Below are 19,411 nucleotides of genomic sequence, written 5' to 3' on the forward strand. Positions count from 1 at the left end.
TGGGCTGTCGGATTATGATTTTAGCGCTTGGGCCCGCAAGCTGTCTTCGACAATTTTGGAAGCCCCGGTCACATCCGGGTAACATAGCCCCGGGTTCTGGCGCAGGGTTTCGAGAAAAGCGTTCTCAGCATCCAGCCAGTCCTGTCCGGCCTTGATCACTTCATCGAGTTCGCTTGGGCTGATGATGACGATGCCATTTTCGTCGGCTAGAATGGCGTCGCCCGGATTGACGGCCACGCCGCCGCAGCTGACGGGAATATTCATCTCACCGCCGAGGCCGCGATATTTCGTCGTCACCGGACTGATGTTGCGGGACCAGATCGGCAGACCGGCTTTATGAGCGTCCGAGATATCATTGGCTGAGCCATCGATGATCACCCCTGCAATACCGGTGGCTGCCGCCGCATAGATGGTCGCCGCCCCCCAGCCGGTGACGCGTTGATCCTGGCCCCGGTCGATGATCAGAATATCCCCGGGCCGCGTGAATTTAAGCGCGTAATGGGCCATGATGGAATCCGGCACCGTGATGCGCACTGTCACCGCTGTCCCGGCGATTTTCGCACCCGGGGAGCGCGGCAGGATGCCGGGATCCATAAAGCCGGATTCCAGATGATGGCCAATGGTCCCGGTATCGAGGGCGAGCAGGGCTTGTCTTTGAGCCTCAGTTATTTGTGGCGGCATATCGTTCACCACATAGATTTTTCGTTCCGGCAACATGAATACTCTCCCCATAAAGTCTGACGTGAATTCAAGGAAGGGTATTTTTTTATGCCTGAATCAGGCAAGATCATTTTCTTTATGAGAAACCATCACTGGAACCGATTGGGTCCATCCGGGGGCCCGTGCTTTAGTGAGGCGATCGAGGTTTATAGACTGTAAGGCGTGACTTTCTCTTGTTCAGATGAGGATAACAGTATGAATATTCGTTTTGTGGAAACCTTCATCTGGCTGGCTCGGCTCAAGAACTTTCGCACCACGGCTGAAAAACTGAACACCACGCAGCCCAATATTTCATCCCGCATTACCTCGCTCGAAGACTATCTCCGCACGAAGCTTTATGTACGCGGCACCAAAGAATTTCAGCTCACCGCCGCCGGCCGTCGCCTGTTCGATTATGCCGAACAGATTGTGGATCTATGCAATAAAATGAAGGAGGACGTGGGGTCCGCCGATAGCGACAAGGCGGTGCTGCGCATTGGTGTGATCGAATTGGTGACGCTGTCCTGGTTCCCGCAATTCGTCGAAGCGATCCGCAGCTCAGATTTTATCAGCGAGGTGGATTTCATCACCGAGACCACGATCTCGCTGACGGATTCTCTGCGCAAGGATGAAATCGATATCGCCTTTGCCTGGGGGCCTTCGAATGAGCCCAATATCACTCATGATTATATATGCAATTATGACATGCGCTGGATCGGCCATCCTAAATTTATGTCGGGTGAAGATAATCTCGATATAGTCGATATTGCAAAATTGCCGGTTATTCCAACTCGTAAGGGCACCTCGGGCTATGCCATGGTCCGAGAATATTTCGCTGGTTACGGTCTCGATAGTCTGCCCGGATCCGTCGACCGCATCACCATGAATGCCTTCTCCCTGTCGACCTCGGCCCACCTGATCCGTAATGGGCTTGGGATCATGGCCATTCCATCGCTGATCATGGCCGATGATTTGCGCAACGGCACGGTGCTCAGCCTGCCGGTCAAACAAGCACTGCCGCCGGCCTATCTGACCGCCTGTTATAAAATTCCAACGGTCCGCCCGATGGTCACGCGCGTGGTCGAGATGGCGCGGACCATCGCCAAGGCCTATGGCGAAACGGTCAATCCGGAGCATTTCTGGATCTAATGCGTGCCCCTCTGGTGATTGTGAAACATTCTTTTATGCCGCTCCATAAATATATTCAATTAGCGTCCAGGCCCCCCAGGTGACAGCTTTTCACTATACGAAACAGTGACAGGCCCTTTTGATTAAGAAGAGGTCTGCGTCTTTTGGAGGGGGATTGAGAATGCGCGTGATATCGGGACCAATGACCATAAGCGATCGGGCCGCAGGGCTTGTAAAACACGGCCTGTTCGGGCTGACCAGCGCGGCGGCCCTGTTGCTGCTCCAGCCGGGCTCTCAGGCCTTTGCCCAAAGCTCCGGCTTCCAGATGGAAGAAATTATGGTCACCGCCCGGAAACGCGTGGAAAGCCTGCAGGACGTGCCGATTTCGGTCAGTACTTTTTCCTCGGCCCAGCTCGACCGGTTGTCAGCCACCAGTCTGAAGGATGTCAAAAACTTCGTGCCGGGGCTGTATTATTCCGACCGCAGTGCTTTGCAAACGGATATCACCATTCGCGGGGTCGGTGGCGATTCCCGCAATATCGGTATTGAAAGCGGCACCGGGCTTTATGTGGATGGCGTCTATGCCGGGCGCACCAGTGCTTATAATATGGATCTGGCCGATGTGGCCCAGATCGAAATTCTACGTGGTCCTCAGGGCACCTTGTTTGGCAAGAACACCATGGGGGGTGTGATTAATATCGTCACCCGCAAACCAACCGAGGTGCTGAGCGGCAATGCTGAGATCAGTTACGGAAACTATAACGCCATCCGTTTCAAAGGCTCGGTGAGCGGCCCCTTGACCGATAAATTGCTGGCCAAGGCGACGGTCGCCACCTGGGACCGCGATGGCTATTTACATAACCTGTTTGATGACTCGAAACTGCAATCGGAAAAGCGTCGGTCTGGTATGCTCCAATTCCAGCTGAAGCCCAGTGACGCTTTGGAAATCAATCTGAGCGGCGACTATACCCATGACGATCAGAATGCTGTCCTCAATCAGCTCGGCTCTGCTGCGGCGTTCGGCGCCGGCTATTATAATCCGAACCGCTTCGAAGTGAACACCAACCGGCGTAATTCTATTGAGCGCGATATGTATGGCTTTGCCTTGTCGGCGAATTACACGCTCGGCTCCGGTCATACCCTGACCTCGATCAGTTCCTTCCGCCATGTGGATATCACGGTCTATAGCGATATCGATCAGGTGCCGGTGGATGTTTTCCATTCGGGACCGTTTACCGATAACTTCAAACAATATACTCAGGAGTTGCGCATTTCTTCTCCCGGGCAACAGTTTATCGATTATCTGGTCGGGCTTTATTATTACAAGCAAGACGCCTCGGCGAGCCGGAATATTTATGCCAGCGGCAATCCGATCTTCTTCACCCGGGGGCCGCTTGATACCACGTCCTTTGCCGGCTTCGCCAATGTGACCGCCAATTTCACGCCAAAGCTTGCGGTCACTGCCGGTGTGCGGGCGACCTACGAAAAGAAAGAAGGCAGTTACCAGCAGACCAGTCCGACCCCGGCGTTTAACAAGAACTTCCCCGATCTGCGTATTTCCTCGACCGAGCCATCCTGGACCCTGTCCGCCAATTATCGCTGGGTGGAGGAGGTTTCTACCTTTCTGTCGGTCAGCCGTGGTTTCAAATCCGGCGGCTTTAACGTCGATCCGCTGGCCACGCCTGCACCTTTGACCAACAAAGACATCACCTTTGATTCCGAATTTGTGACCTCTTACGAAGCTGGTCTCAAGTCCGAACTTCTGGGCGGCAAGCTGCGCCTCAGCGCTTCGGTATTCTATTCAGAATATAAAGATCGTCAGGTCCCGCAATTCGAAACCATCGGCGGCATCCCGACGGTGATCACCCGCAACGCCGGCGCGTCCGAAGTCAAAGGTTTCGAGGTTGAATTCACGGCAGTCCCGAACCAGTGGCTGTTGGTCTTCGGCGGTCTTGGCTATCTCGACGGCAAATATACCGAGTTCGCCGGGGCGACCACTAGCGGCCAAAATTTCACCGGGCATATCACCGAAAAAACCCCGAAATGGAGCGCCAATATCGGTGTGGATATGCGCGTGCCTGTCGGCCCGGGGGAGCTCAGCTTGTCGCCGCAGCTCGCCTATGTGGGGAAGACTTACTTGCAACCGGATAACCTGCCATTTAACATCGAGCATGGCTATACGCTGGTCAATGTTCGTCTCGGTTATGAATTTCAGGATGGACAATACGGCATATTCGCCTGGGGCAAGAACCTGACCAATGCGACCTATAAAGAATTCACGCGCCAGTTCTCGGGCAGCGATCAGGTGCTGTTTGGCGAACCGCGGACTTATGGGGTCCAGCTGAACGCCAAATTCTGATCTGCTGTCGTGGTGTGATTATTCCAAGGAAAATATAGAAAGTGACCAGTATGCGGGGCGTTTCTGAAACCATCGACGAGACGCCCTGCAATGCTATCCCTACCAAGCCTGTAAAAAGCAGTTCTCTATACGCCTTTTATGTGGTCGGCTTGTTGTCGCTGACCATGGCTTTCTCGCTCATTGATCGCTTCGCCTTGTCTTTGTTGTTCGAGCCGATCAAAACCGATCTTGGCTTGTCGGATACAGAGCTCGGTCTGTTGCACGGTCTGGCCTTCGGTTTGTTCTATGCGGGCATCGGAATTCCGCTCGGGCACCTGGTGGATGTCTGGTCGCGGAAATGGGTGATCTTCTGGGGTGTCGCCGTGTGGTCTTTGGCCACTGCCAGCTGCGGGTTTGCCCGCAACTTTCCACAACTGCTTCTGGCCCGCATTGGTGTCGGCGTGGGTGAAGCCGCACTCTCGCCCGCGGGCTATTCGATTATCACCGATATTGTTGAAAAGCGCTGGCTGGCAACAGCCATCAGCGTTTTCCAGATGGGCTCACTGATCGGCGCTGGCCTCGCGTTTCTGGCGGGTGGTGCGATCTATACGGCTATTGATGCCATGGTGCCGCTGGATCATGTCTGGCTTGGCGGCTTTGCGGCCTGGCAGTTGACTTTTATAGTACTCAGCCTGCCGGGTGTTTTATTCCTCCTTCTGACCGGCCTTCTGCGCGAACCTCAGCGCAAAGGTCTGTCTCAGTTCAAACCTTCGCCCGCGGCCGAACAGGAGCCTGGTGTCTTCGCCTATCTTTGGGCCAGTCGCGGGCTCTATGGCAGCCTGATGTTCGGCTGCGCCTGTGTGGTTGCGGTCAGCTACGGGATCATCTCCTGGTGCTCGACCGTTCTGGCTCGGGAGTTCGGTTGGAGCCTGTCTGAAATTGGCTTGAAAGTGGGTCTGGTGATGCTCATTTGCGCGCCTTTGGGTGTGCTGCTGGGCGGCCTGTTGGCCGATCGCTGGTCGCGCCGCTTCCCGCAAGATGGCCTAGCCCGGGTGCTGGTTCTGGCGGCCGGCCTGACCCTGCCGTTCCTGCTGGCCATGCCTTTTGTCCGCTCCGGCTCCGGGCTTTTCGCTTTGATAGTGGTGATCCAGTTTACCTCTAGTCTGGTGATCGGCGTGGGGCCCACGGCGATCCAGCTCGTTGCCGCTCCCTTTATCCGCGGGCGGGCCTCTGCGGTCTATGTGTTCGTGGTCAACGCGCTCGGCCTCGGCCTCGGCCCGATATCTGTGGGGTTACTCAGCGACCACGTGTTCCAAGGGGATAAAGCCCTGTTGTATTCCCTTGCTACTTATTGCGTCGTTATGTGTATCTCTGCCGTATTGTTGTTGCTGCAATTCAGAAAACACTATAGCAAAAACTAGATCAAATGTCCTGATGACAGTGAGCGCTGATTGCAGCGCATCGTTCATCACTTGGGTTGTGTCGTGTCAGCTGAACTCATGGTCGCGAGGCGTTCGGCAAAGTCGAGTCGTGTGCGGAAAGGGTCGGGCTGCTGATGCGCGCCTTTTGTGTCAAAGATCATGATGTCATCGGACGCGGTGTCATATTTCGACCATTCTCCTCCGCTCGTCGAAGACGGCACGCCGGTTTTGGCGAAGTTGACCCAATAGTCATGGATCAGTCGTGCTTCGGCATTGTCGGCTTCGGTGGTCATCGCGCCATGCCGGACCTCGACATTGTCGAAGACGAATGGAAGTTCGGATGAGTGAGCCGCGCCGAACACCTTGGTGCGGAGATAGCCAGGCACATAGCCATAGCGATACGCATATACCGGCTGTCCTTTTTGCGAAATGATCCGGGTGACATGACGTGCCGGTTCGATAAGCATCATATCCGCTGAAATCGCTTCACCGATCCGCATCGCATCATGCTTGTTTTCGGGATCATAGATCTTTTCAGCCTCAGCCCGGGCCGCACCGACGGGAGCATAGGCCTGGTCCAGATTGTCGCCGAAGAAGAAACCATCGGCGTTCGTTGTGCCGATGATCATCGGGATATTGGCTCCTTTGCCGTCCTGATAGGTCTCGTCGATCGGGCCGCTCACGACCTGCCCGTCGGCATATAAGGGGGTGAAATTTTTCGCGGTGAACAGCGTCATGAGACTGAGCCCGTCCATCACCTGATCTGCGGAGAGCGCGCGGAGCGCCTTGAGCGCTGGCGCGGCATCACCCTCGACACCTTTGGACTTCGCGAATTCAGCACCGATCGTCTCCGCTTGCTTGGAACTCATTGTTGGGCCGAGGAGCTTGCGTCCCCCACCAGACATCACGATCGCCTTGCTGAAAAGACCCTTTGCGAGAGGTGTCGTCACAAGCGCGTGGACCGCCATGCCACCTGCGGATTGTCCAAGGATGGTGACATTATCAGGATCTCCGCCAAAGGCCGCGATGTTACGCTGCACCCATTTCAAGGCCGCGATCTGATCAAGTATGGCGTAATTGCCGTGCGGCGCAGCACCAGCTTCCTTGCTCAGCGCCGGATGGGCAAAATACCCGAAACGACCGAGGCGATAATTGAAGCTGACGAAGACGACATCCGATTGCGCGAACTTGTCACCGGCATAGACTGCGGGTGAACTGCCGCCATTGACGAAGCCGCCGCCATAGACCCAGACCATGACCGGGCGCTTTTTGGCGGATGCATGGGCAGATGTCCAGATATTGGTATATAGGCAATCTTCGGACGGCGCCCCGGCAAGCGGCGCGTCAACAACTTTGAACATGACCTGCATGCAGTCCGCGCGATATTTGTCCGCGACCTTTACACCCTTCCAGGGTGTGACCGGCTCAGGGGCGCGCCAGCGCAGGTCTCCGACCGGGGGTTTGGCAAAGGGAATGCCTTTATAGGCGATAACGTCACCCGCCTTGATGCCGGAAACTGCGCCGCTGTCCGTTTTTACCACGGATTGGGCGTGGGCTGCGGTGGAGATCATAAAAACGGTCGAGACAAGGACCGCAGCGACTTGATTGATCTTCATCATTGTTCAAGCTCCTTCTCGGTTCATAGGTGTCTGTTATTTGCGCGCGCAGATGTCTTCGGTTTCGCCAATGTTCAGGCAGCGTCCATCGATGGTCCCGTCCGGCTGCACCCCGATATAAGCTGCAAGCGTTGGGGCGAGATCCGTCACGGCCACAGGAACTGCACGCTCCTGCGATGCCACGCCCGGCCACCAGAAAAGCATGGGGACACGCCGATTGAGATCGCTCGCACCGGAATGCCCCATCAGCAACCGTCCCGGGAAAAGCGGGGCAGCCGTCACCATAGGATCGAACAGGAGTGAGACGTCAGCAGTCCGCGCCGGATAGAACGAGAGCGCCATGCGATCGCCCAACGACAACTGATCAGGCAGAAGACGCGGATCGACAGGATGAGCCTGAAGCACATCCGCCGTCCAGGCGCCTGCGACGCCCGGCAGCGTGCGTGCCCGGGCCGCGGTTTCATCCGCGATCCTGTGGCGTAATGCTGCATCTCCGAGGACCTTCCCGTCGCGATCGACAATTGTCAGCCGCGTAGGGTCGAAAAGCGCCGACCGCAACGGGTCCCAATCGATGCCGACGCCTGCGCGAACCCCGGCGTTGAGCTGCGCCAACAGGGCAAGGGGTTCAATGCGTTCTGCGCGGGGATAGCCGCGCATGTTGAGCCGTTCGGGGATATCGGATCCGCCGTGATCCGCCGTGACCGCGATCAGGACGGGAACTCCCAGCGCCTTTATGTGCTTCAGGAAACGTCCCAGCTCGTCATCCAGGCGCGCGATCTGATCGCACATCTCAGGCCCTTGCGAACCATAGACGTGGCCGACCATATCCGTGCCCGACAGGCCGATGGCGAGAATATCGGTCGCCTGACCATGCCCGAGTTTCTCGGAGGCAATGAGGCTCACGGCCGCTTCGAGCGTGACAGTGTCATAGAACCAGGGCGGCAATATGGGGTTTGTCGTCGCCGCCTGTCCCGGAAGCGGCGGTGGCAAATCCGGCGGCAGGTGCGAATTGAACGTCTTGCCCCCAGCGAGCGGGATCTGCGCCTCACGCGTTTTGCAGGTCTTGTCGAAATAGGTCCAGATCGGCGCGTGCTGCGCGATACGGGAGGCGAGCTTTGCATTGAAGGGCGCAAGCGGCGTAAGCCGGGTCCGGGCGTCGTCGACAGTCACGCCCCATGTGTCGAAGCCCTGCTTGCCATCAAACCAGAAGGCGCCATCGGGTTTGTGTCCGCCCATCATGATCGCCGACCGATCCTTGCCGGCGACGGAAAACACACGGCTGGCCGGTGACGCGGACTTCAGCCAGTCGCCGATTGTCGAGACTTCGAGAAGCCCCGGCCCGACACCAAGCACGCGCTTTGCGGTCGCAGCCACATGGACGGCGTCATCGGTGCAATATCGATCCTTACCCAGTGTTCCATCGAACCATTCGTTGGCGATGATTCCCGTGCGGTTGGGGTGGTTGCCGGTGGCAATCACCGCATGGCCGGCGCATGTTTCGGTAACGCCATGCTCGTGATAGGCGCTGGGATAGACAATGCCGGATGAAAGCTCTTTCAATCCGGCGCGATACTGCCCGCGATAGGCGTTGAACAGATCCGCGCTGAACTGATCGATCGAGATGAGAATGACGAGCTTTGGTTTGGCATCGGCATGAGCCGCACCGGTTATGGACAGCAGCGCAAGACCCGCCATCATCCATGTCATGACCCTGCGTTTCATCTGTTCGTCCTCTTTTTATCGCACTCGGTTTTATTTAAGGGATGTGTGCTGCTCTGCCTGTATCATGAAAAAGTCACCCGCCGTCTCAAAGACGACGGGTGACTGATCTAGTTAGCATCAATCTACAGCCTTGTGGCCAGATCTCAGTTTCCGAACTTGAACTTTGCTGTCACGCCCCAGATGCGGGGATGCGGGCGCAGGCGGATACCAGCGAGACCGAAACCATCCGCAGTCCCCGTGTAGTAATCTTCCTTGAACAGATTTTCCACATAGGCACCCAGTTCATACCGGTTGTTATTGATCCCGGCGCGCAGGTTCACAACGGTATAGGCTTTGGGGATATAGGGGAAGTTGGGAAGGCCCAGCGCGACCGCTGCAGCACCCTCAAGATCGCCCGGAGCCGACGAACGATAGTTCAATTCAGCGCGACTGAAGAAGTCCCAGTTGCCTGAGATGTTGTGGTCATAATCGAGCGCGGCGCTGAACGTGTAGCGTGGTGTCTTCGGGACCCGGCGACCGGACATGTCCACGTTACGTTTCCCGGGCAATACCGCGTCAGGAAAGCTGTCGAACTTGCTGTCCAGGAAACCGAAGCCAGCCGAAGCCCGCAGCGATTCCGAAAGGCGTGTCTGGACTTCGAATTCAAAGCCCTTGTTGGTCGCCTCAGCCGCGTTCAAGGTCAGAGTGACGTTGGAGGAGATATCGTTCGGATCACGATAATATCTCGACTTGACCTGCAGATCGCTCCATTTCAGATAGAAGAACGACGCGCTGTATTGGACGGCGTTATTAAGTGCCGAGCCTTTAAAGCCAGCCTCGTAACTCCAGAGCTTCTCGGGGCTGAATGGGGATATGACGGCCGTATTGATATCGACGCCCCCCGGTCTGTAGCCCGATGAGACACTCGCATAGATGTTCGCTTCGTCGGTTACATCGTAGCGGGCCACGAAGCGGGGCGAGAAATCGTTGAAGCTGGCGCTGCCCGCCGAGCTGGCCAACGGCTTGTTACTCGCGATAGTGTTGAAGGCACTCATGTGGATTGTGTCATGCGAGAAGCGCGCGCCGGCGGTAAGCGTAAGGCGCGGCATGACGTGCCATGTCAGGTCAGCGAACCCGGCCAGACTCTCGGCCTTGTAGACCCCATCACCTTGGTTGACGAGGAAGCCAGGCCCCCATGCCGGGGGCAGCAAAGCGGTCACCTTGCCCGTCACCGGATCAGTATAAGTTGTCAGGCTGCCGACCTTGATCGAGCTGAATTGGCTGATCTTATCATGCGCATAAAGGCCACCGATCACCCATTCGAAAGCACCCTTGCCTTCAGACTGAATCCGCAATTCCTGGCTGAAGGAGTCGCCTTTATTGTTGTTATTACGCGTTAACGCATCGACCGAGATATTGTCCTGGTCGAACTGGCGCGCATTCTTGCTGCCGAGGTAACCAGTGATCGAGCGGATCGAGAAGCCATCGCCTTCCCAGTTCAGGCGATTGTTGATGAGGATGGAACTGTTGCGGTTAAATTCGGGCGAGTTGTGGTTAACGAAGCGTTTGTTTTCCGGATAGAAGCCCAGTTGTTCGTTAATCGCCTTGAAGCCGGAACCGAAGGTGCCGCGGGTGTCCAGATCGAGGACGCCTGACGCCACCGTGGCATCCATGCCCTCATCTTCGTCCGTATAGGCGACCGAGAGGTCCGCCGTCAGACGATCGCTTAGAACCGCACGCAGCGCACCGCGCAGATAGACATAATCATAGCCGCTGTTGGGCGTGCCCTTCGGGTTGACGTTGCGGACAAGGCCGTTGCTCGTTTCATAGGACCCAACCCCGCGGAATGAGAGCCCTTGCGTCAGCGGAACGTTGACAATGCCATAGCCCTTATAGGTGTCGAAGCGCGACGCTTCGGCCCCGGCTTCGGCGTAAAAATCATCCGTAGGCCGCTTGGTCGTGATGTTCAGAGCACCACCTGCGGCGCCCCGGCCAAAATAGGTGCCTTGAGGCCCACGAAGAACTTCGATCCGCTCAACGTCCAGAAGCTGAGGATTGTAGGTGCCTTTGGCGGTCACGCCGACGCTCAGTTCATCGACGTAATAACCGATCTGGGAGGTTCCAAGACCTCGGCTGACATCGCTGACGCCACGGATGGCAATGTTGATTGATCGATTGCCGATCCCGCCATCTTCGGTGAAGCTCACATTTGGCGAAAGGGCGAGATAATTTTTTGCCTCAGTGATGTTCGCCTTGGCAATCGTTTCAGCCGAAAAGGCGGAAATGCTGATCGGAACGTCTTTCAGAAGCTGTTCACGCCGCTGGGCCGTTACGGTGATAATCTCAAGCGCCTCGGGAGAGGCAGACTGTTGAGCGACAGCAGGAAGAGCCGATATCCCCGAAAGGGCAGTCGCAGATAAAAACACCCATTTACATGAAAATTTCATGTATTATTTCCCCCTATTATTTTTTGAAAATGAGATTTAAAGAAAAATCTCAAACCCGGAATCAAAATCTATTCATATTTACTTGTAAATTCTCTAAACCCTAAATTTCCCCGTACTCGATACTTAAGAAATTTCCTTTTTGTGATTTTCTCGCAAAGGAATTTCCTGCATGAGGTCTAATATTTATTAGGGATAGCGAAACGCTGCTTCAACTGAAATATACTAATGGCGCCATAATCTAGCCTATCCCAAAGGTCCGGAACGAAGGGCAATACAGCCACCGTCTCTGGGCCATCCGGGCATGGGTGGCAGTGTCTCTGCGAAGGCTGATTGCGAGGGCATTGCGGCGGTGATCGCTGCGGTTTCGATTGCGGCGTGACTTGCAGGAAATGCCCTCTTTGCAGATAAAAGTTGAATTGCTGTTAAAGTTAACGGTTCTCGGTTCTCGCGCAAATATGGAAGACTTTTGGCGCTTTGGCAGATCGTCCCGCATATGAGTGCTGCTCTGTTATCATTTAATCTTTATATATCAGTGCACTAAATACAGATTCTTTGTCGGGCTGTCCGGTAGAATTTTATTTGACATGTAATATAATGATGTGGCAGAAGATTATGCATAATAATAAATCAAATATTGGCCATAGTGCGCCGTTTCATTCGGGGAGGGGAATTATGACACAGTCTGTTTTGCGGACGTTATTGGTCACCACCGCCTTGCTGCTGGCTCCGGCTGCGCTGGCTCACGGGCAATCCTGGGCTGATGCGGATGGAGTGACAGCCGCAGTCGCCAAGTCTGAAAAGACCGTCATTTATAAAAACCTCACTCTGATTGATGGCACGGGCGCAAAGCCGCGCCCCAATATGGCCGTGGTGATCACGGGCGAGAAAATCGCGGCGGTGCTGCCCGTTGCTGCGCTCAAAGTGAGCGATTATGGCGGCAATGCCGAGATCATTGACAGCGAGGGTCTCTATGCTGTGCCGGGGCTGATTGACAGCCATGTGCATATGGCGACCGACCCTGATCGCCGTGCTGCCGAAGCCATGATGCGTCGCTATCTCTATAGCGGGATCACAAGTGTCCGCGACATGGCCGGCGATGTGAGGGCGCTTGCGGAGCTCCAGCGGGCCTCCTTGATGAAGGAGATCCCGGCGCCGGATCTTTATTACGTCGCCTTGATGGCAGCCCCAAGTTTCTTTCATGACCCCCGGACCATCTCTTCGGCCCGTGGTGCGATCCCGGGTCAAGTGCCTTGGATGCAGGCCATAACCCATGACACGGATATGCCTCTTGCGGTTGCCATGTCGCGTGGCACCAATGCGACTGCGATCAAGATATACGCCAATCTCGAAGGCGATCTTGTTAAGGCGATTACGGCTGAAGCTCATCGTCAGGGTTTCAAGGTCTGGGCCCATGGTATGGTTTTCCCGGCCACGCCGCGCGATGACGTGGATGCAGGCGTGGATGTGATCTCACATGTCTGCCTGCTTGCCTATGAAGCGTCGGCTGCGAAGCCAACGCATTACCATGACCGCTTGCAACCCGATTACGCCAATCTCAAGCCGGATGCGCCGGTGTTCAAGGACCTGTTCCGGGATATGGCGCAGAAGGGTATTGTGCTGGATGCCACCCTGCGGCTTTACGATGTTCGCGAAAAACAGCTGAAAAAAGATCCCAATCCGAATTTCCCTTATCCCTGTCCGGTGAATTTTGCCGCTGGCCTTACTCGCGCGGCCTATGATGCCGGAGTCGCTATTTCAACCGGAACCGATGGCCGCACGCCGGTCGAGGATCTTTATCCAGCTCTGCATGAAGAACTGGTGATCATGGCCGAAAAGGTTGGCCTGACGCCGGTGGAAGTTATTCGGGCTTCGACGCAGGGTGGCGCGAAGGCTCTTGGCCTTGACAAGCTGCTTGGCACGATCGAACCCGGTAAACAGGCGGATCTTGTATTCGTGAGCAAAGATCCGGCGAAGAACATCAGCAATCTGCGCTCGGTCGTTCTGACCGTCAAACGCGGCACCGCCTATCCGCGCGCCGATTACAAGCCGATCACCAAAGATGAACTGCCCGACAGTTTTTAAGGTCGGGATTCAATCAAAAAACAATCCAAACAATTCAGGGAGGACAGTATGAAACATTCCACATCGACGCTGGCGTTGTTCGTTGGTCTCGGCGCGATTGCGTCGTCACCGGTAGCTGCGCAAACCGTCGCCGCCAATGCTCAGTTCGAAGAAATTTTCGTCACCGCATCAAAGCGCGGTGAAATGAGCGTTCAGGAGATTCCTTATAATATTTCCGCCGTGTCGGGCATGACGCTCGAACGCGCCGGGATCAGCGATCTCAGCGACTTCACCCGCATCGTTCCGGGCCTGTCAACGATCGACAACGGTCCAGGCAACAAACAGATTGTCATTCGTGGCCTTGCCGCATCAGCCGGTACAGAACAGGTCAGCATCTATTTTGATGAAATCCCGGCTGCGGGCATCGGCGGCACCAACGTGCAGCAAACCGATGTGCGTCTTTACGATGTGGAGCGCATCGAAGTTCTGCGCGGTCCCCAGGGCACGCTTTATGGTGCGGGGTCTCAGGCCGGAACCATCCGCTATATCATGAACAAGCCCAAGGCGGATGAATTTGAAGCCTCGATTGATGGCAGCATCGGCACACGGGCGCGGAGCGGCGGAGAACGCTACTCGATCAATGGCATGGTCAATGCGCCTGTCGTTAAGGACATTCTGGCTGTGCGCGCTGTTGGATATTATCGCAAAAGCGCCGGCTTCCTCGATCGTCCTGCTCTTGGAATTAATGGATCTGATAAGGAAGAAACATACGGTGGGCGCCTTATCGCCAAGTTGAATATTGGCGATAATACAACCCTGTCAGCCTCGGCTTATTATCAAAGCCTGGAAGTGGATGACAATCCGCGATCCCTCGTCAATAAGGACGAGAAGCCCGGTTTCGTGCTCGAGCCGTTCAAAGACGAAGTTCAGATGTATAATCTGACGCTTGAGCATGATCTTGGATTTGGGACCGTCACCGCCACGGGATCGCTGTTCAAACGCCACACATTTTTCAGCTTTGACCAGTCACAGTTCACACCTGGCCAGTCAAACCGCATCAATCAGCCCGCCGATACGGAAAACTACAGCGCCGAATTGCGTTTCGCCTCGGCCTTCTCGGGGCCTGTGCAGGTCATTTTCGGAGGCTTCTATCAGGATCGTAAACGGAATTCCGAAAGCTTCCTCGGCTTCACCGATGATGCGACCGGGGGCCTTATTCCGGGACGGGCCGCAGCCTTCGACAGCTTTCTTGAAACCAGCTTCACCAACAAAGCTATCTTCGGTGAGTTGACCTATGACGTGACGGATCGGTTCAGCCTGCTGGGCGGGGTACGGGTCTTTGAACTGAAGCGTGACGCGCAAAGCAACATGGTGGCGGATATCTTTGGCCGTCCGCTCGGTTATGGGCCGGTGCTGAAATCCAAGGCGAACGATGCCGTTTATAAGTTCCAGGCTTCCTATCGCCTGACCGATGGCGTCCTTGCCTATGCGACCTTTTCGCAAGGCTTCCGCGAAGGCGGCGAAAATTCACCGGCCCTTGTTGGCAACATCCCCCCGTCTTACGAACCGGATTTCGTCAAGAACTACGAACTCGGGATCAAGTCAGAGCTGTTTGACCGTCAGTTGACGTTGAACAGCGCTTTTTACCTGATGAAGTGGGATGGTATTCAGGTCGCTGCATATGACGATACAGGTGCCTTCACCTATACGACCAATGCAGGAACCGCGAAACTTTACGGTATCGAGATTGAAGGCGTAGCGCGACCGGCAGCTGTCGAGGGGCTTTCCGTCAGTTTCAGCTTCCGTTATTCCAAGCAGGAGTTGAGTGAAGATAACCCGAGCACGCGCGTCGAAGGCCCGAAAGCTGGTTTGAAGGGTGATCCGATCCCAGGCAGCTTCCCGGTTCAGGGTAGCGTGTCAGTTGAACAACGCTTCCCGATTGCGAGCTTTAAAGGTTTTGCACGTGCTGACGTAACCTATACAGGTAAGGCGAAAACACAGTTCAATACCTTTAGCCCGCTGTATCGCGAATGGGGCGACTTCTTCCTGGCCAATGTGCGCTTCGGCATTGAGGAAGATATGTGGAGTGCCTCGATCTTTGCAAAGAATCTGTTCAACGAACGCGCCCCGGTCAATTGGTCGGTGCAGACACGTCCAGGCATTCCGGATCTCGTGCAAACGACCCAGCCGCGTGAAGTTGGCATTCAAGTAAGCCGTCGCTTCTAAGCGACTGTCGGTATCCGGGCGAATGTGTTGACACTTCGCCCGGATCATCATCTGTATTTTCCGCCGCTCGCAACGATAGTAAAAGCTTTCAGCGATTGTAAAAGGACCGCGTCATGACGAAGACGAACGCTCCCACTCTCGAAAATGCGCGGCTGGACCGCCGGTCGTTTCTCACCCTGTCGGCTGCCACGGCTGCGATCCTGCCGGTGGCGTCGGCAGCTGCGGCATCGCTTGCGGCCTCTCCGGCGCTGGCCAAAGGGCAGTGGCCAGGTTTAAACAAAATCATCGTCATCAATGCGCTCGGTGGCATCAGCAATCCCAATATCAAGTTGCAGCTGGAGAACCCGGGAGACGGCCCCAACGTCAACAAGCCGGTGCCGGACGAAACCCGCCGCGACATCGACAGCCGGGCGCTGAAAGATGCCCATCAATCCGGGCTCACGGCGATCAACATCACCCTCGGTCATGTGGCCGGCGATATGGAGCCGTTTGAACATACGGTCAAGGAAATCGGGGCTTGGGACGCAATCATCCGCGAGAATGCCCGTGATCTTGTCAAAGTCCGCTCCGGCGCCGATATTCTGGCGGCCAAGCGTGACGGCAAGATCGGCGTCATTTACGGCTTCCAGAATACAACGTCCCTGGGTGACAAGGCCGAGCGCGTTGATATCTTCGGTAATCTTGGCGTGAAAGTTATTCAGCTCACCTATAACCCGCATAATCTGGTGGGGGATGGCTCGATGGCTCCGGAGAACAAGGGCCTGAGCCCATTCGGACGCGAAGTCGTGGCGCGCCTGAACACCAATAAAATTCTGGTGGATCTCAGCCACAGCGGTGAGCAGACCTGTCTCGACGCCATCAAAGCTTCAAACGGTCCGATCGCCATCACCCATACCGGTTGCCGGGCGCTTGCCGATCTGCCGCGCAACAAGACAGATGCCGAGCTTAAATTGCTCGCGGACAAAGGCGGCGTTGCCGGGATTTATTTCATGCCGTTCCTGAAAGTCGGCGCACAGCCGACCGCAAGCGATGTGGTCCTGCATATTGAACATGCGATCAATGTCTGCGGCGAAGATCATGTGGGCATTGGCACAGATGGATCGGTCACGCAGATTGACGATCTTCCGCTGTTCCGCAAGTCCATCGACAAAGAAATCGAAGCCCGGATCAAAGCCGGTATCGGTGCCAAAGGCGAATCCGGAACGTTTCCCTTTATTGTCGATTTGCGCGGTGTCGATCAGTATCAGAAACTGGCCGATCTTTTGGCCGCACGCGGGCACAAGTCAGCGCGGATTGAAAAAATCCTGGGCCGGAATTTCTTGCGCCTGATGACGGACGTCTGGGGCGTCTGAGCCCCCACTTTCCCCTCGCTTGCCAAGGATCACACCGCGTGCCGGAATCCACCATAGCCTTTGTCAATACCGTGCTTGTCCCAGCGGGTTTGATGGCCATCATGTTCAGTCTCGGGCTGACACTTGCGCTCAGGGATTTCATGAAACTGGCCGAGCACCCGCGCCCGGTGCTCGCCGGATTGACGGGGCATTTTCTGTGCCTGCCGCTCCTCGGGCTCGCCATCGCCTGGCTGTTTCGTTTGCCACCTGAGATGGCCACCGGGCTTTTCATTCTTTCGGTCTGCCCGGCCGGCGTGACGTCGAACGCAGTGACCTTTGCCGCACGGGGCAATGTGGCGCTGGCGGTGATCCTCACCACGCTCACAAGCATTATCACCGTTATTACGACACCAATTCTGATCGGCTGGGCGCTTGATCATTATTTCGGCATGGCCGCCAATGCGCCGGTGATCTCAGTGCCAAAGACGATCAAACAACTTGTCATGATGACGGTTCTGCCGATCGCCTGCGGTATGATTGTGCGCAGACTTCAGGCTGCTTGGGCTGACCGTCTCGTGAACTGGTTGCGCCCGACCTCGCTTGTGATTCTGGTCGCGGTGATCCTGTTTTCCTTGCTGGTAAGTGCTGATCTTGTTCTCAAGAACCTGATCCATGCGGGGCCTGCGGCCTGGGTCCTCAATGTCTCGGCCATGGCGTCGGGCCTGTTGATTGCCCGTCTTTTCGGCCTCGGACGTGCCGACAGCATGACCATCGGCATCGAAGTCGGCGTCCAGAATGCGACCATGGCCACCTTCCTCGCGCTATCGATCCTGAACAGCTGGGAGCTGGCAATTACGCCAACCATCTATGGCTGCATCATGATCGTGAACGCGGGATTGATGGTGCGCATTCTGAAATCCAGATGGCGCAAACTGCCTCAGGAATAACGCAGCCGAACAAAGCGGATGAGCACCAGACCATTCAGGACCATGATGGCTCCGTAAATGGTCGGTGCCGCCGCGTAATCGATGCGGTCCAGAACCGTCACGGCAATAAAGGTCGCCATGGTCGCATTCTGTACCCCAAGCCCAAGGGTGAGGGTCAGCTTCTGGCGGGAGTCGAGATAAAACTGACGCCCAAGCCACAGACCAAAGCTGATCGCAATCAGGTTCAGCAAAAGGGCCAGCGGTCCCATGACGATGATGTTCTCAAGCACCAGGGACCAATTCATCAAGACGCTATATGCGATCGTCGTCAACAGAATGCCGAAGCCAACCGGACGCAGCCATAACAAAAGCTGCCGTGTCAGCACCGGATAGAAAATCCGCACGGCAATGCCGCTCAGGATTGGCAGCGCCGTATATAAAAACAGCTTTTCCATCGCCGACCCGAGATGCAGGTTCGGCATCGCCATGTCGCCATAAAAGGTCTTGAGCGCCAGCATCACAAACAGCGGCGTGGTGAAAACGCTGATCAGGCTTGAGACCGCTGTCATGGTGATGGACAACGCCACATCGGCCCGGCCGATGAAGGTCAGTACATTGGAGGTGATCCCGCAGGGACAGGCGGCGATGACAATCAGGCTGACGGCAATCGGCGGTGGCAGCTTCATGACGATGGCGATCAGGAACGCAATCAGCGGCAGGCACAGAATATGTCCGGCGAGACCGAGCAACAGCGGGCCCGGAAACAGGATCAGGCGGCGGAAGTCGATAATGCTGAGTGACAGCCCGAGGCCGAACATCAAAATGGCCAGGGCGAGCGGTAACAGCAGTATGGTGACAAACTGATCCATGCCGATGGTCCCCCCTTACTGGCCGCATTCCGTCAGCGGTCTGTTTGTGCCCGTTTCAGCCGGCCAAGCAAATTATAGAGAAGATCACGCTCTTCCGAGGAGACATCCTCAAGCGCTGCAGCCACCCAGCCAGAATAATCCGATGAAATGTCCTGGTAAAGCGCCCGGCCCTTGCCAGTCAGGCCGATCTGGAAGCTGCGCCGGTCGGCCGGGTTCAACCGGCGGGCAAGCAGTTCTTCTTTTTCCATGCGGGTAAGCAGGGCGGAAATGCTCCCCCCGGTATCCAACAGCCGCTTGGTCAGGTCGCCGACAGAAATCCAGTCTTCGTCATGGTCGTGCAATTTGGTCAGCACGTCGAAGCGCGACAGGCTTTGCTGATAATTGTCATGCATCCGGCCACCGATATTGCGCTCGATGGATTTGTAGCATTGCAGCATCTGATGCCAAAGGCTGATTGCAGACTCCGGCGATTTGTCAAACTCCCCCATGGGGCCCTCATCACGAAATGGAGATCAGCTATTTATATGACGCGTAACATAAGGCGGATGGTTTGTATATCCATCATCGCAAAAATCCATCGTTTGGAATGTGTAAAAAAGCACTTTCCTCCCGAATTGAACAAATCAGGATTCTACACAAAGTAGGGGA

At 55.8% G+C, this 19,411-nt stretch carries 13 protein-coding genes; 7 read left to right on the forward strand and 6 right to left on the reverse strand.

All coding sequences use genetic code 11. The features are described 5' to 3' along the window. Window positions 1-12: 12 nt before the first annotated feature. A complete protein-coding gene (locus NYP16_RS13675; RefSeq protein ID WP_274944723.1) occupies window positions 13-717 on the reverse strand; it encodes an RraA family protein in 705 nt (234 codons plus the stop codon). Window positions 718-915: 198 nt separating this feature from the next. Between NYP16_RS13675 and NYP16_RS13680 the strand changes: the two genes are divergently transcribed. From NYP16_RS13680 to NYP16_RS13690, 3 genes are all read left to right on the forward strand, one after another. Beyond that, window positions 916-1,848 (forward strand): LysR family transcriptional regulator, encoded by a 933-nt coding sequence (locus NYP16_RS13680; RefSeq protein ID WP_274944724.1) that lies wholly within the window; start codon window positions 916-918, stop codon window positions 1,846-1,848. 181 nt (window positions 1,849-2,029) lie between these two features. Next, window positions 2,030-4,186 carry a TonB-dependent receptor gene (locus NYP16_RS13685; RefSeq protein ID WP_274944725.1) on the forward strand — a complete coding sequence of 719 codons (2,157 nt, stop codon included), beginning with the start codon at window positions 2,030-2,032 and terminating at the stop codon, window positions 4,184-4,186. Between the two features lie 50 nt (window positions 4,187-4,236). Beyond that, a complete protein-coding gene (locus NYP16_RS13690) occupies window positions 4,237-5,586 on the forward strand; it encodes an MFS transporter (RefSeq protein ID WP_274944829.1) in 1,350 nt (449 codons plus the stop codon). Window positions 5,587-5,633: 47 nt separating this feature from the next. Here NYP16_RS13690 and NYP16_RS13695 read toward each other — a convergent pair whose 3' ends face one another. From NYP16_RS13695 to NYP16_RS13705, 3 genes are all read right to left on the reverse strand, one after another. Next, window positions 5,634-7,205: a carboxylesterase/lipase family protein gene (locus NYP16_RS13695; protein ID WP_274944726.1), complete on the reverse strand. Its 1,572-nt coding sequence runs from the start codon at window positions 7,203-7,205 to the stop codon at window positions 5,634-5,636. A gap of 33 nt (window positions 7,206-7,238) precedes the next feature. Further along, entirely contained in the window at window positions 7,239-8,924 is a 1,686-nt protein-coding gene (locus NYP16_RS13700; RefSeq protein ID WP_274944727.1) for an alkaline phosphatase family protein, read from the reverse strand. A gap of 143 nt (window positions 8,925-9,067) precedes the next feature. Then, entirely contained in the window at window positions 9,068-11,350 is a 2,283-nt protein-coding gene (locus NYP16_RS13705) for a TonB-dependent receptor (protein WP_274944728.1), read from the reverse strand. 672 nt (window positions 11,351-12,022) lie between these two features. On the opposite strand from NYP16_RS13705, the gene NYP16_RS13710 reads away from it, so the two are divergent. From NYP16_RS13710 to NYP16_RS13725, 4 genes are all read left to right on the forward strand, one after another. Beyond that, window positions 12,023-13,432, forward strand: coding sequence for an amidohydrolase family protein (locus NYP16_RS13710; protein WP_274944729.1), 1,410 nt, complete (start codon window positions 12,023-12,025; stop codon window positions 13,430-13,432). A 48-nt stretch (window positions 13,433-13,480) separates the two neighbouring features. Then, the gene (locus NYP16_RS13715) at window positions 13,481-15,637 is read left to right on the forward strand and encodes a TonB-dependent receptor (RefSeq protein ID WP_274944730.1); all 2,157 of its coding nucleotides are present in this window, start codon (window positions 13,481-13,483) and stop codon (window positions 15,635-15,637) included. A gap of 113 nt (window positions 15,638-15,750) precedes the next feature. Further along, the gene (locus NYP16_RS13720) at window positions 15,751-16,989 is read left to right on the forward strand and encodes a dipeptidase (protein WP_274944731.1); all 1,239 of its coding nucleotides are present in this window, start codon (window positions 15,751-15,753) and stop codon (window positions 16,987-16,989) included. A 38-nt stretch (window positions 16,990-17,027) separates the two neighbouring features. Next, the gene (locus NYP16_RS13725) at window positions 17,028-17,915 is read left to right on the forward strand and encodes a bile acid:sodium symporter family protein (protein ID WP_274944732.1); all 888 of its coding nucleotides are present in this window, start codon (window positions 17,028-17,030) and stop codon (window positions 17,913-17,915) included. On the opposite strand, the gene NYP16_RS13730 is transcribed toward NYP16_RS13725, so the two are convergent. Beyond that, on the reverse strand, window positions 17,906-18,763 hold the full coding sequence (locus NYP16_RS13730) for a bile acid:sodium symporter family protein (RefSeq protein WP_274944733.1): 858 nt from the start codon (window positions 18,761-18,763) through the stop codon (window positions 17,906-17,908). The genes NYP16_RS13725 and NYP16_RS13730 overlap by 10 nt on opposite strands. A gap of 32 nt (window positions 18,764-18,795) precedes the next feature. Beyond that, window positions 18,796-19,251, reverse strand: a complete 456-nt coding sequence (locus NYP16_RS13735) for a MarR family winged helix-turn-helix transcriptional regulator (RefSeq protein ID WP_274944734.1) — start codon at window positions 19,249-19,251, stop codon at window positions 18,796-18,798. Between the last annotated feature and the right edge of the window lie 160 nt (window positions 19,252-19,411).

The organism is Govania unica, from assembly GCF_027920805.1.
Taxonomy (GTDB): Bacteria; Pseudomonadota; Alphaproteobacteria; order Sphingomonadales; family Govanellaceae; genus Govanella; species Govanella unica.

Bases quoted from the DNA above. Each gene is read 5' to 3' on its own strand.
- NYP16_RS13675 (WP_274944723.1), bottom strand. From the start codon at position 717: ATGTTGCCGGAACGAAAAATCTATGTGGTGAACGATATGCCGCCACAA.
- NYP16_RS13680 (WP_274944724.1), top strand. From the start codon at position 916: ATGAATATTCGTTTTGTGGAAACCTTCATCTGGCTGGCTCGGCTCAAG.
- NYP16_RS13685 (WP_274944725.1), top strand. From the start codon at position 2,030: ATGACCATAAGCGATCGGGCCGCAGGGCTTGTAAAACACGGCCTGTTC.
- NYP16_RS13690 (WP_274944829.1), top strand. From the start codon at position 4,237: ATGCGGGGCGTTTCTGAAACCATCGACGAGACGCCCTGCAATGCTATC.
- NYP16_RS13695 (WP_274944726.1), bottom strand. From the start codon at position 7,205: ATGATGAAGATCAATCAAGTCGCTGCGGTCCTTGTCTCGACCGTTTTT.
- NYP16_RS13700 (WP_274944727.1), bottom strand. From the start codon at position 8,924: ATGAAACGCAGGGTCATGACATGGATGATGGCGGGTCTTGCGCTGCTG.
- NYP16_RS13705 (WP_274944728.1), bottom strand. From the start codon at position 11,350: ATGAAATTTTCATGTAAATGGGTGTTTTTATCTGCGACTGCCCTTTCG.
- NYP16_RS13710 (WP_274944729.1), top strand. From the start codon at position 12,023: ATGACACAGTCTGTTTTGCGGACGTTATTGGTCACCACCGCCTTGCTG.
- NYP16_RS13715 (WP_274944730.1), top strand. From the start codon at position 13,481: ATGAAACATTCCACATCGACGCTGGCGTTGTTCGTTGGTCTCGGCGCG.
- NYP16_RS13720 (WP_274944731.1), top strand. From the start codon at position 15,751: ATGACGAAGACGAACGCTCCCACTCTCGAAAATGCGCGGCTGGACCGC.
- NYP16_RS13730 (WP_274944733.1), bottom strand. From the start codon at position 18,763: ATGGATCAGTTTGTCACCATACTGCTGTTACCGCTCGCCCTGGCCATT.
- NYP16_RS13735 (WP_274944734.1), bottom strand. From the start codon at position 19,251: ATGGGGGAGTTTGACAAATCGCCGGAGTCTGCAATCAGCCTTTGGCAT.